Genomic DNA, 11,640 nt, shown 5'->3' with positions numbered 1-11,640 from the left:
CGCCCGCATCAGACATTTGATCAAAGAGGTACTTCGTGAGTTTCAACTACAGTAATCACGCTCTCGATCTGACGACCGACCCTGATTTCTTCTCGCTCCTCACCGGAAGCTACGCGCGCATCGTCGGCCGTCGTCTTGTCCAGGACGGGCAAGGGCCGGACTGGCTTTACAATGACGCTCCTTTCGTGGTCCTCGCTCACAATACCGAGCCCGATCCGCGCTTCATCTACGCAAACCGGACCGCGCAGAACTGCTTCGAATATAGCTGGGATGAATTCATCGCGCTGCCTTCGCGGCTTTCGGCGGAGCAGCCCGATCGGGCCGAGCGTCACCGGCTGCTGGACAGCGTCACGCGTGATGGTTTTGTCGACAATGGACGCGGCGTCAGGATCGCAAAATCGGGGCGGCGTTTCTGGATTGAGAACGTGACCGTTTGGCAGCTCATCGATGAAAGCGGAAAGCGGTTGGGCCAGGCTGCGATATTTCCTTCGTGGCGGGACGCGTAGAAGCGCCGTCCAGCCGCCGGATCTCGGCCTAACGAGTTGCTGCCGGCAATGACGTTTCGGCTACGCGATCCGGATGCGCCGCTTGGAAGGCGGGCAGTTCGGCGCATCTGCCGTCGATATCGACGATGCGCTTGAAAGCGGTCATATCGACTCCCCAGCGGCGGGCGTTGTAGACTTGGGGAACAAGGCAGAGGTCGGCCATGGTCGGCGTGTCGCCAAAACTGAACGCGCCATCGAGTTCGCCGATCATGGCTTCCAATTTGCGCAGTCCGTCCGCGATGAAATGCTTCATCCATTCCTCTCGGGCGTCAGCCTTCCCAGTTATGGCCGTGACATGCGCAACGACATGCGTGTTGCAGATCGGATGGATGTCCATGGCGACGGCATATGCGAGGGCGCGGACTTTCTGGCGATCGGTGATATCGGGTGGCAGCAATCCGCATTCCGGTCGAATCTCGGTGAGATATTCGATGATTGCCAGCGACTGCGTCAGTGTTTTCCCGTCGATCACCAATGTCGGGACGAAGCCCTGCGGGTTGAGCGCGAGATAGTCCGGCTTCCTGTGTGCGCCGTCGAGCAAGTTGATGGGCACCGTCTTATAGTCGATGCCCAGGAGATTGAGCGCGATGCGGACGCGATAGCTCGCCGATGATCTCCAGTAGTCGTAGAGAACGACTTCCTTCATTGCGGCCCGGCTCCCGCGTATTTTTCGACCGTCTGCTCGATCGCCCCGAAGATCGAATGGCCCGCCTGATCCTTCATCTCGATGCGGACCATATCCCCGAACCGCAGAAACGGCGTCTTCGGCGAACCGGTCTCGATCGCCTCGATCATCCTGAGTTCGGCAATGCAGGAATAGCCGTTGCCGCCCTCTTCCACCGGCTTACCCGGGCCGCCGTCGAGCTTGTTGGACACCGTTCCCGAGCCGATGATCGTTCCGGCCACAAGCTTGCGCGTTTTGGCGGCATGGGCGATTAGCTGGCCAAAATCGAAGGTCATGTCGATGCCGGCGTTCGCCTTGCCGAATGCCTTGCCGTTCAAGCTTACGAGCAGCGGGAGATGCAGCTTGCCGCCATCCCATGCCGCCCCGAGCTCGTCCAGCGTCACTGCGACCGGAGAAAATGCCGATGCGGGCTTCGACTGGAAGAAACCGAACCCCTTCGCCAGTTCGTCCGGGATGAGACCGCGCAGCGATACGTCGTTGACGAGCATCACCAGGCGGATGGCCTCGCGGGCGGCCTCCGGACCGGCCCCCATGGCAAGATCGTCGGTAATAACGGCAACCTCGCCCTCCATATCAATCCCGTAAGCCTCGTCAGCCGCCACGATCGGGTCGCGCGGCGCGAGGAAGCCATCCGAACCGCCTTGATACATCAGCGGATCAGTCCAGAAGCTCGCCGGCATCTCGGCGCCGCGTGCCTTGCGCACCAGTTCGACATGGTTGACGTAGGCCGAGCCGTCGGCCCATTGGTAGGCCCGTGGCAAAGGCGATGCGGCGTCATGCTCGTGAAACCGGATCGTCGGCTGGGCGCCCGTCTCGATGCCTTCGGCAACCAAAGCAAGTCTCGGGGCCACATGCTCCCAGTCATCGAGCGCCGCCTGCAGGGTGCGGGCGATGTGACCGACCTCGGAGCAGCGGGTCAGGTCGCGGGAAACGACGACGAGCCGGCCGTCCCTCGTGGAGTCCTTCAATGTCGCAAGTTTCATGTCCCAACCCCAATGCCGGAAAATGCTTGGCCGATCGTCATCGTCACTTGATACCGGGGGTTCCGTCGAACCTGCGTTCCAGGCCTTCCCAGCATTCCAGGTAATTATCCTGCAGCGTTTCGAGCTCGGCGGCGTACTTCGTCAGCTGCTGCGGATATCGCGTCTCGAACATGAAGGCCATGGTGTCATCCAGCTTCACAGGTTTGAGCTCGGCATTGGATGCCTTTTCGAAGGCAAGCGCGTCCGGCCCGTGGGCGAGCATCATGTTGTGCAGGCTCATGCCGCCCGGTACGAAGCCTTCCTCCTTGGCATCGTACTGGCCGTGGATCAGGCCCATGAATTCGCTCATGATGTTGCGGTGGTACCAGGGCGGACGGAAGGTGTGCTCGGCAACCAGCCAGCGCGGCGGAAAGATCACGAAATCGACATTCGCGGTGCCTGCATCTTCGGTAGGCGCGGTCAGTACCGAAAAAATCGACGGATCGGGATGATCGAAGCGGATCGCGCCGACCGGAGAAAACGTCCGCAGGTCGTATTTGTAAGGCGCATAGTTGCCGTGCCATGCCACGACATCGAGGGGCGAGTGGCCGATATTGGTGACATAGAACTTTCCGCACCATTTCACATGCATCCGGCAGGGCTTTTCCTTGTCCTCGAAAGCGGCAACCGGCGTCTTGAAGTCGCGCGGGTTCGCGAGGCAGTTCGCGCCGATGGGGCCGCGATCCGGCAGCGTGAATTTCGCGCCGTAATTCTCGCATATATAGCCGCGCCAAACCGTTTGTTCGCCGTTGCGCAGGACCTTGAACATCATGCCGCGGGGGATGAGGCATATTTCCAAGGGCTCGACGTCCATGATGCCCATTTCGGTGAACACTCTGATAGCGCCGAGCTGCGGCACGATCAGCAATTCGCCGTCGGCGTTGAAGAAGTAATCGTCGACCATGTCTTCGTTGAAGACGTAAGCATGGGCTGACATGCCCACCTGGGTCGTGACGTCACCTGCCGTCGTCATTGTCCGCACGCCCTGAAGAAAGGTCAGCTTCTCCATAGGCGTGGGGACGGGATTCCAGCGAAGCTGGCCCAGGGGAAGCGAATGCTCGTCCAGACAGGGCGCGGTTTTCCAGAGCGGATAGGACGCGTTCGAAAAGCGGCTCGTGTGACGCACGCTCGGGCGAATGCGATAAAGCCAGGACCTTTCATTCGTCCCGCGCGGGGCGGTGAACGGCGAGCCGGAAAGCTGCTCGGCATAGAGACCGTAATTGCATTTCTGGGGGCTGTTCTGGCCCTGCGGCAAGGCGCCGGGCAGCGACTCGGTCTCGAAGTCATTGCCGAAACCCGGCATATATTTCAGCTTGTTTGCCGTCGCGGCTTCACCGTCCGACGTCTGGATCGATGTCTGGTCCATGCTCAACTCCTCCCCGAAAACCTTGCAGCCACGCGCGTCTTTTCAGACGCGCGGGCCGCGCCGTAGAGTTTACTCCGCTGCAGTACCGATGACACCACGTTTGATCTGATCGGCTTCGATCGACTCGAAAAGAGCACGGAAGTTGCCCTCGCCGAAGCCCTCGTCGCCCTTGCGCTGGATGAATTCGAAGAAGATCGGACCGATGACGGTTTTGGAGAAGATCTGGAGCAGGATTTTCGTCATGCCGCCGTTCACCACGCCTTCGCCGTCGATGAGGATGCCATGCTTCTTCATACGATCGACAGGTTCGCTATGGCCGTTCACACGTTCATAGGACATGTCGTAATAGGTCTCGGGCGGACCCGGCATGAAGCGCAGGCCGTTATCGGCGAGCCTATCTGTGGCATTGTAGATATCCTCCGTCCCAACGGCGATGTGCTGGATGCCCTCGCCCCGGTATTTCTTCAGATATTCCTCGATCTGGCTCGTGTCGTCCTTCGATTCATTCAGCGGAATGCGGATCTTGCCGCAGGGCGACGTGATGGCGCGGCTCACCAGGCCGGTGATGCGCCCATCGATATCGAAGAAGTGGATCTGCTTGAAATTGAACAGGTTGCGGTAAAAATCCCACCACTTGTCCATGTTGCCGCGGAAGACGTTGTGCGTCAGGTGATCGAGATAATAGAAACCAATCCCCTGGGGATGCGGGTTGGGCTCGCCGAGCCAATCGAACTCGGCATCATAGGCCGATCCCTTTGCACCATAGGTCTCGACGAAATAGAGCAGCGAGCCGCCAATGCCTGTGATGGCCGGGACGTCGAGCACCTTGTCGTCCCCTTCATAGGGAACAGCACCGTTCGACACGGCATGGTCGAAGGCGTGTCTGGCGTCGACAACGCGCCATGCCATGGACGGGGCGCAGGGACCATGATTTGCGACGAACCGCGCGGCATGGCTGCCGGGTTCGGCATTCAGGACATAGTTGATGTCACCCTGGCGCCAGACGGTGATGTCTTTCGTCTTGTGCCTGGCGACGGGGGCGTAACCCATGCGCGTGAATAGCTCGCGCAGCTTCTCGGGTTCGGGATGAGCGAATTCAACGAATTCGAAGCCGTCGGTGCCCGCCGGATTGTCGGCGGTGATTTCCGAAGGCGGCGCATCATGCGGAAAAGGGCCCATTTTCTTTCCTCCAGAAAGATTACATTTCTGTGCAAAGTGTGGCCCAAAACGCGTGCAAAGTTCTTGCGTTCTTTATCCTCGGGGAAGATATTATGCACGGTTCGTGAGCGTTTTGGAGATTTCATGCAATGGATGAACAGCTCGACAAATTGGATTTGCGCCTGCTCCAGGAACTTCAAAAGGACGGAAGGTTGACGAACAACGAGCTGGGCGAGCGGATCGCGCTTTCGCCGTCGCAATGTTCGCGCCGGCGCACGAGGTTGGAGGCAGAGGGATATATCCGCAGCTATCGGGCTTACCTCGATCAGCAGAAACTGGGCCTGGATATGCTGGTGGTCATCTCCGTGACACTTGCGACCCACAACAGGGACAATGCCCGCCGGTTTTCACAGTTGATCAACGGACTGCCGGAAGTTCTCGAAGCCTATGCACTGACCGGTGAAATGGACTATCACCTGAAGGTGGCGACCCGTGGGCTCGCCGACCTCTCGAAATTCGTCAACGACGTTCTGTTGCCCCATGAGTCGGTGCAGCATGTGAAGACCTCGATCGTGCTCGACACGCTCAAGACGTTCGAAGGCTTTCCAGTGCACATGCCGGGCAGCTGGCATGGCGAGAGCGCGCGGTGATCCGGCACCTCAAGCGTCAGATCGGCAGTTCAGTCGAGAATTTCAGCTCGCGCAGCACAAAGCTCGAGACGACGGTGCGCACATGCGGGTTGCGCATGAGGTAGCGGGTCATGAAAGCTTCGTAGCTTTCCACGTCCCTCGCGCGGATCTTCAGCATGTAGTCGAAGGCGCCTGACAGGGCGTAGCATTCCATGATCTCCGGCCGCTCCAGCACAACGGAAGCGAAAGAGGCGACCGCCTCTTCGTGGTGATCTTCCAGCGTCACATGCGCGATCACGCAGAGCTTGAGATCGAGTTTCCCGGGATCGAGCAACGTCACCCGCTTGCGGATGACGCCGTCGGCTTCAAGCTCCTGGATCTTCCGCCAGGCCGAGCTCTGCGACATGCCGGCCTTTTCCGCGAGGTCTGCCAGCGACAGGGTGCCGTCGGCCTGGACGAGCTGCAAAAGCTTACGGTGAAAATTCCCAGATTCTTTCATTTTCAGCGCCACCTTCGGGAATATCTGCCACCAGCATCGCAAAAACCAACATGAAAGAAAAGAAAATCCTCCAAACCCGGATCATAATGGCAGGAATATCGCCGTCTTGGAGGATCGGATATGACCAAAGAAAGCAGCTATACCGCCAAACTGCCCGGCCCGGACGGTCTATACGACTACACTCCCGAGGAAGATGCCATATGGGGCGAACTCTATCGGCGTCAGATGATGCAACTGGCTGACAAGGCCTGCCGTGAGTATCTGGATGGCGTCAAAATGCTGGGGCTCACGCCGGACAAGGTGCCTCAGCTACTCGATGTGAACAGGCGCCTGAACGAGACCACCGGCTTCGGTGTGGAAGGCGTGCCGGCGCTCATCCCGCCCTCGCGCTTCTATGAACTTCTGTCGCAGGGCAAATTCCCGCTCGCAACCTTCCTGCGCCGCCGCGAGCATATCGACTACATCGAGGAACCGGACCTGTTCCACGAGGTTTTCGGCCACTGCCCGATGCTCACCAATCAGAGCTATGCCAATTTCGTCCGGCATTTCGGGGAAACCGCCGTGCGTCTCGGCAAGGGCTATTCCTGGCATCTGTTCCGCATTTTCTGGTTCACCGTCGAATTCGGCCTGATCAATACGCCGCAAGGCCGCCGCTGCTTCGGCGCGGGCATCGTCTCGTCACCAAGCGAAGCGACGGCGGCAACCGAAGGCAAGGCATGCGAATTTCGGCCGTTCGATCTGCTGAACGTTCTGAGAACGCCCTACAGGATCGATATCCTCCAGCCGATCTACTACGTCATCGACAGTTTCGCGGATCTCGAAGCGATCGTGGAACAGGATATCGAGGGCACAATCCTCAAGGCGAAGTCACTTGGCGATTTCGCGCCGACTTTTGAAGCCAAAGCCTCGTGAACCGCTGATAACAGCGTGGCTGCAGAAAACGAATTTTGCCCGGCTTTCCGGGAGACTCCGGGCGATGCCGCGTCAATGAATTGTCTTCGGAGATTTTTGCGTGGGCGAGATGCCGTTGAGCGTCGCCATGAGCTTCTCGAATTCGTTCAGGACACGATTGAACTCGGCGTCCTGCATATCGGCGATTTCGGATATGGTCGAGGAAACGGCGGCGATCAGCCTGTCGATCCAGACGCAGCGGTCGGCCGGTACATTTCCGAGAACTTCCTGCCGATGCGTCTTCAGCTCATGAAGGATGCGAATGATAAGGGCTCCCCGCTCCGCTCTGCTCAAGAGCCGAAGCCTTGTCTGCGCCTGCTGGATTTCCCTTAGCAGCGTCGCCATCTCCTTATCTCCAACCTTCTAATACAACCGAGTATCACAACCGCAGCGTTTGCAACATGGACTTTGGTCTGACCGTCGAAAGTGTGCGTTTTTCTCCGCATCTCGCGATCACCGGCGATGATCAGTTCCTCGTTACGAGGTTTGACGCGGCCTTCGTGACCGCCGCAAACCCAACGACCTGAATGCTAGGTCGTTCCCCGACCCGGACCTCAGTCCGATGAGGCCCGGCCCTTGGTCCTAAATCCCATTTCAATGTCGATTGCCGGCGCTAATTGAAGGCGAGAAGCCCTCTCGTCACGGGCAAGGCAGGAGACTGATGGAAATGGTACGATCCAACCGCCGGGAGGCCGGACGCAGGCGCCTTGCGATGCGTCTGCCGCAGATGCGAACGTTGATCATGGAATCCCGTGACCCTTGGCTGCTCGAGCTCTTCGAGGCCTACCAGATGGCTGTCGAGGCCCGCGACCTTGTTCGAGGCCAACCCGTCAATGCGAAGCTGGTGCGGGAATATGACGAGACCTGTTTCGAGATCGAACAGCACGTCATTCGCGCGATGGACCAACCTTCCTATGTGCAAATTTCAAAGTGACAGCCTGCTTGGCATGCACCTGGCGATCTGCATTCATGCCTCGGCGGATAAAGGCTTTTGGGCGCTCCACTTGGAAAGCATGCGAACAGGATCATCCGGTCTCCCAAAGAGATAGCCCTGCCCCATCTCGCATCCGAGCCGATGCAGCGCTTCGGCTTCCGGTTCGTTTTCGATACCTTCGGCGACAACCTGCAGATTCAAGCCATGCGCCAGGGAAATAATCGCCCGCACGATCTCGAATGCGTTGGCATTGCCATTCATTCGCCTGACGAAGGACTGGTCGATCTTGAGCTTGTCGAGAGGAAGATCGGCGAGATAGCTCATCGATGAGTAGCCGGTGCCGAAGTCGTCCAAGGCGATGATCACTCCTGTTTCGCGAAGCGCGCCTATCTTTGCGATAGACGGTCCGCCTTGATCGAGGAACGTTGATTCCGTCAGCTCAAGGCATAATCGCGAGGAAGGAAGCCCACTCGAGGATAACGCCTCCCTGACGTCCGCTTCAATGTCGGACCGCTCGAACTGAAGCGCCGAGACGTTGACGGCGACGCTGAGTTCCGCAGGCCAGGCGGCCGCCTCGGTGCAAGCTTCAAACAGCGTCCAGCGGCCGATATCGCAAATCAGGCCGGAAGATTCGGCGATCGGGATAAACTCGGCCGGAGATATCAATCCGAACTCGGGATGGTTCCATCGGATCAAAGCCTCCGCGCCGACAAGCCGTCCATCCGCAAGTTCGATCTGCGGCTGGTACAACAGGAAGAACTGCCGGTTCTGGAGGGCGTCGTGCATGTCCTGCTCCAGCCGGCGCGACCGAGCCTGGCGAACGGCCGTAGAAGGATCGAAAGAGGACCACCTCAGGCCCGGCGTGGCCCTCGCAGCATCCAGCGCCGATTCCGCAGCGTTCGCGAGAGCGCCGAGATCCGCTTCGCCCGAGCGGGCTATCCCGAGGCGGACCGAGATCGGAACAGCCGCGCCGCGGATCGGCACGGGTTCCTTGAACAGCCCCAGGAGACTATCTGCAAAATCCTCGATCGGGCGTTCATCGATCGCGGAGGTCGCGACACCGAAATGGCCGCCGTCCAGCCTCGCCAGGAGATCGCCGGCGAATGCGTTGCGCAGCCTGGCCGCCACGGCCTTTAGAAGCTCGTCCCCCACGTCGCGCCCGAGAGTGGCGCAAAGCGATGAAAAGCGTTCGACATCCAGCACGCAAACGAGGACCTCGCCGTGGAGGGCGGCCAGCCGAGATGCAAACTCCCGACGGTTGAGCAATCCGGTGAGTTCGTCCAGCTCGGACAGTCTCTTCAACCGCTCTTCATACTCATGTCGCGCGGTGACATCGCGTATGATCAGGCAGCCGGCAAACCGCGAGCGTGCCGCAGCCGGGTGTGCACTGGTCTGCTCGACTGGAGAAATCGTAACGGACGCCTCGTAATGTGCGGCCTGCGAACCGCTATTATCGGGGAAATCGACGAGGCCCGTATGTATCTTGCCCGGTTCGGCATCGTGTTCTGAAACCAGCCTGCGCACGATATCGATGACGGCGGTGTGGGCGCCACCGAGCAGGGAAGCGCCGATGCCGGCTCGCAATACGGACCTCGCGGATTCGCTCGCCTCGACGATCTTGAGATCGCTGTCGAATGCGACGACACCGTCCGAGCTGTCGGCAATGATCCGCCGCATGAGACGCCTGGTGTTTCGAGCCTCCGTATTGGCTACAGCCACAAGCATCCGACCGAGGTCGATGCGCTCGTTGAGGGCCAGCATCCAGGCGAGCATCAGCATCGACCATGGTACTGCGGTCCCGACAAGCAGGCCGTACTGCCACTGCAGCAGAAATGCGCCAATCTCACCGACGAGGACGATGGTCAGTCCGATCGCCAATATCGTGACCAGTCCGGCCGAACGGCCGCGGACCACTCCGATGATCAGTATCACTGCAAACAAGAGTTCGAGCGGCGCCTGATCGAACGTTCCGAGGAAGCGGTTCTGGAGCAGCGTCTCCGCGGCGAGGACGTGGATGAGCGGACCTGCAATCGCTCCGTATACAGGAACGGCGAAAATGTCCTTGAGCTCGGCCGCCGATGCTCCGACCACCACCGAGCGGTCTCTGATTGCATCGGCCGGCACGGTGCCATCAAGCACGTCGGATAGAGAGAGCGTCGGCACCGTGTCCGGCCTTATCGAGTAATCGACCAGCAAGGAACCCGTAGTGCGACCGGTCCTGCCGAGGGCGGCTGCCGCGGATTGGGTCGGGTTTCCGTCAAACTGGCTTCCCAGATCGAAACGACGGACGATCCCGTCCGCATCCATCGCGACGTTGGCAAAGGCCGGCCAGGCATTCTGAAGGAACTGCGGGATCGGTCTTGTCACGGCCGTCTCAGACGATGACGCCCTCTGCTGCTGCCGAAATACCGGCAGAAGAACGCCTCCCCCGGCTCTCTCCAACGCCGCGGCAAGACGATCGTCCTCCTGCTTGCTGGAGGATGCGCTGAAATCGACGTCGAGGAAGATGTCCCTGGCGCCCGACGCGATCAACTTGTCCAGCAAGGCCGCATAAATGCTCCGCGGCCAGGGCCATGTTCCGACGGAATCAAGGGAACGCTTGTCGATTGCGACGAAGACGATGTTGCCGGTGGCCTTGCAAGGCGCCCATTCGAACCGCTTGGCGAAAAGGCTGTTGTTCAATCCCTGGATGAAGCCGGCGCAGGCCAAGGGCAGCGCCAGCATCGCGGCAATAAGCAAAATACGAACCGTGATGGTGCTGATGCCACCGGAGAGATAGTCTCCGGCCGCCTTAGCCATGCCTTTCACTTGTCCTTGCCTTTGCCGTTTCCGCCGGAATTGCCGTTACCGTTGCCGCCGCTATGATCGTGGTCATTCCCGTGGTCGCCGTTGCCATTTCCTCCGGAATTGCCGTTGCCGTTTCCACCGGAGTTGCCGTTACCATTGCCGCCGCTATGATTGTTGTCATTCCCGCTGTTGCCGTTGCCGTTGCCGCCGGAGTTGCCGTTACCGTTGCCGCCGCTATGATTGCCGTCATTCCCGCTGTTGCCGCCGGAATTGCCGTTGCCATTGCCGTTTCCGCTGTTGCTGTCACTGCTGTGGCTGCTGCTTCCGCTGCCCTTGCCGTTCCCGCTATTGCCGTCGTCGCTCGCGCTGGAGCTGGTGTCCTTGCCCGCAGCCGAAGACTGGTTCTTAGCCTCTGACGCTTCGACTGCGCCCGCGAGTTTCGTGGTGCCGACGGCCGGAACCCTGGCGACCGACGGTGCTACCGACGTGATCTCGGGCTTGGATATTTCGCCTTTCACGGTCATGCCGGCCTTGCTGTCGACCGTCGCGCTCTGGCTCGGCCCAACGTTAGACAGCTGGCCGCTTGCGAAAGAAGTGACCTGCACCAGACCGCGATCGACGGAAACGGATGCCTTTGCCTTCCCGACCGTCACGTGGAAGATCGTTCCTTTCACGACGGCCGCGAGATAGGGGGTCTGCACTGTCGTATGAGGCCGGCTTCGCTTCTCGATTTCAAGATCCAACGAGCCGACCTGTTCAACGATCTGCGTCTGCGGCGCGAGGAATCCTCCGTAGCCGGTGATGGAGGCGAGCGTGTTCGGCTGAAAGGTGATGCTCTCGCCGCCTCTGGCAAGCTGAGCTCGCCCACGCGGACCAGTCGAAACCCATGCCCGATTAGGGACCACGTCTCCTGCGTGCAGATCCAGCCAGTTTGTTCTGTCGACGGTATATTTCGTTTGATCTGTCGCTTTGACGACGCGCCAGTCGTCGGCAGCCGCAAGCGTGGCGGACGACAGCAGGATCAATACTGCTGTCAGAATGCGGAATATTGTCGGCATGGAATG

General features: G+C 59.6%; 12 protein-coding genes. 4 read left to right on the top strand and 8 right to left on the bottom strand.

The genetic code is table 11. The features are described from left to right. The first annotated feature begins 35 nt into the window (after positions 1–35). The gene (locus EFB14_RS30170) at positions 36–506 is read left to right on the top strand and encodes an MEKHLA domain-containing protein (RefSeq protein WP_126830317.1); all 471 of its coding nucleotides are present in this window, start codon (positions 36–38) and stop codon (positions 504–506) included. A gap of 28 nt (positions 507–534) precedes the next feature. On the opposite strand, the gene maiA is transcribed toward EFB14_RS30170, so the two are convergent. The 4 genes from maiA to hppD all read right to left on the bottom strand — a co-directional run bounded on the left by maiA (position 535) and on the right by hppD (position 4,797). After that, positions 535–1,191 (bottom strand): maleylacetoacetate isomerase, encoded by a 657-nt coding sequence (maiA, locus tag EFB14_RS30165; RefSeq protein ID WP_126830314.1) that lies wholly within the window; start codon positions 1,189–1,191, stop codon positions 535–537. Continuing rightward, a complete protein-coding gene (locus EFB14_RS30160) occupies positions 1,188–2,213 on the bottom strand; it encodes a fumarylacetoacetate hydrolase family protein (protein ID WP_126830312.1) in 1,026 nt (341 codons plus the stop codon). Before EFB14_RS30160 ends, maiA begins: the two co-directional genes overlap by 4 nt. A gap of 43 nt (positions 2,214–2,256) precedes the next feature. Beyond that, positions 2,257–3,618: a homogentisate 1,2-dioxygenase gene (gene hmgA / locus EFB14_RS30155; protein WP_126830309.1), complete on the bottom strand. Its 1,362-nt coding sequence runs from the start codon at positions 3,616–3,618 to the stop codon at positions 2,257–2,259. Positions 3,619–3,687: 69 nt separating this feature from the next. Next, positions 3,688–4,797: a 4-hydroxyphenylpyruvate dioxygenase gene (gene hppD, locus EFB14_RS30150; RefSeq protein ID WP_126830307.1), complete on the bottom strand. Its 1,110-nt coding sequence runs from the start codon at positions 4,795–4,797 to the stop codon at positions 3,688–3,690. Positions 4,798–4,925: 128 nt separating this feature from the next. Here hppD and EFB14_RS30145 point away from each other — a divergent pair, with 128 nt between their 5' ends. Further along, positions 4,926–5,426, top strand: a complete 501-nt coding sequence (locus EFB14_RS30145; RefSeq protein ID WP_125845072.1) for an Lrp/AsnC family transcriptional regulator — start codon at positions 4,926–4,928, stop codon at positions 5,424–5,426. A gap of 16 nt (positions 5,427–5,442) precedes the next feature. On the opposite strand, the gene EFB14_RS30140 is transcribed toward EFB14_RS30145, so the two are convergent. Beyond that, complete coding sequence (locus EFB14_RS30140; RefSeq protein WP_125845073.1) at positions 5,443–5,904, bottom strand: Lrp/AsnC family transcriptional regulator; 462 nt, start codon at positions 5,902–5,904, stop codon at positions 5,443–5,445. 120 nt (positions 5,905–6,024) lie between these two features. Here EFB14_RS30140 and EFB14_RS30135 point away from each other — a divergent pair, with 120 nt between their 5' ends. Next, the gene (locus tag EFB14_RS30135) at positions 6,025–6,816 is read left to right on the top strand and encodes a phenylalanine 4-monooxygenase (protein ID WP_126830305.1); all 792 of its coding nucleotides are present in this window, start codon (positions 6,025–6,027) and stop codon (positions 6,814–6,816) included. Positions 6,817–6,888: 72 nt separating this feature from the next. Here the strand turns inward: EFB14_RS30135 and EFB14_RS30130 are convergent, their stop codons facing one another. Continuing rightward, entirely contained in the window at positions 6,889–7,200 is a 312-nt protein-coding gene (locus tag EFB14_RS30130) for a hypothetical protein (protein ID WP_125845075.1), read from the bottom strand. Between the two features lie 322 nt (positions 7,201–7,522). Between EFB14_RS30130 and EFB14_RS30125 the strand changes: the two genes are divergently transcribed. Then, a complete protein-coding gene (locus tag EFB14_RS30125) occupies positions 7,523–7,789 on the top strand; it encodes a hypothetical protein (protein ID WP_126830303.1) in 267 nt (88 codons plus the stop codon). A gap of 33 nt (positions 7,790–7,822) precedes the next feature. Here the strand turns inward: EFB14_RS30125 and EFB14_RS30120 are convergent, their stop codons facing one another. Then, positions 7,823–10,597 carry an EAL domain-containing protein gene (locus tag EFB14_RS30120; protein ID WP_126830301.1) on the bottom strand — a complete coding sequence of 925 codons (2,775 nt, stop codon included), beginning with the start codon at positions 10,595–10,597 and terminating at the stop codon, positions 7,823–7,825. Next, on the bottom strand, positions 10,594–11,634 hold the full coding sequence (locus EFB14_RS30115) for a FecR family protein (RefSeq protein ID WP_126830299.1): 1,041 nt from the start codon (positions 11,632–11,634) through the stop codon (positions 10,594–10,596). Before EFB14_RS30115 ends, EFB14_RS30120 begins: the two co-directional genes overlap by 4 nt. Between the last annotated feature and the right edge of the window lie 6 nt (positions 11,635–11,640).

It is taken from the genome of Rhizobium fabae, from assembly GCF_003985135.1.
Taxonomy (GTDB): Bacteria; Pseudomonadota; Alphaproteobacteria; order Rhizobiales; family Rhizobiaceae; genus Rhizobium; species Rhizobium pisi.
This window is presented reverse-complemented; position numbering and strand designations above follow the sequence as displayed.

Bases quoted from the DNA above. Each gene is read 5' to 3' on its own strand.
- maiA (WP_126830314.1), bottom strand. From the start codon at position 1,191: ATGAAGGAAGTCGTTCTCTACGACTACTGGAGATCATCGGCGAGCTAT.
- EFB14_RS30160 (WP_126830312.1), bottom strand. From the start codon at position 2,213: ATGAAACTTGCGACATTGAAGGACTCCACGAGGGACGGCCGGCTCGTC.
- hmgA (WP_126830309.1), bottom strand. From the start codon at position 3,618: ATGGACCAGACATCGATCCAGACGTCGGACGGTGAAGCCGCGACGGCA.
- hppD (WP_126830307.1), bottom strand. From the start codon at position 4,797: ATGGGCCCTTTTCCGCATGATGCGCCGCCTTCGGAAATCACCGCCGAC.
- EFB14_RS30145 (WP_125845072.1), top strand. From the start codon at position 4,926: ATGGATGAACAGCTCGACAAATTGGATTTGCGCCTGCTCCAGGAACTT.
- EFB14_RS30140 (WP_125845073.1), bottom strand. From the start codon at position 5,904: ATGAAAGAATCTGGGAATTTTCACCGTAAGCTTTTGCAGCTCGTCCAG.
- EFB14_RS30135 (WP_126830305.1), top strand. From the start codon at position 6,025: ATGACCAAAGAAAGCAGCTATACCGCCAAACTGCCCGGCCCGGACGGT.
- EFB14_RS30130 (WP_125845075.1), bottom strand. From the start codon at position 7,200: ATGGCGACGCTGCTAAGGGAAATCCAGCAGGCGCAGACAAGGCTTCGG.
- EFB14_RS30125 (WP_126830303.1), top strand. From the start codon at position 7,523: ATGGTACGATCCAACCGCCGGGAGGCCGGACGCAGGCGCCTTGCGATG.
- EFB14_RS30115 (WP_126830299.1), bottom strand. From the start codon at position 11,634: ATGCCGACAATATTCCGCATTCTGACAGCAGTATTGATCCTGCTGTCG.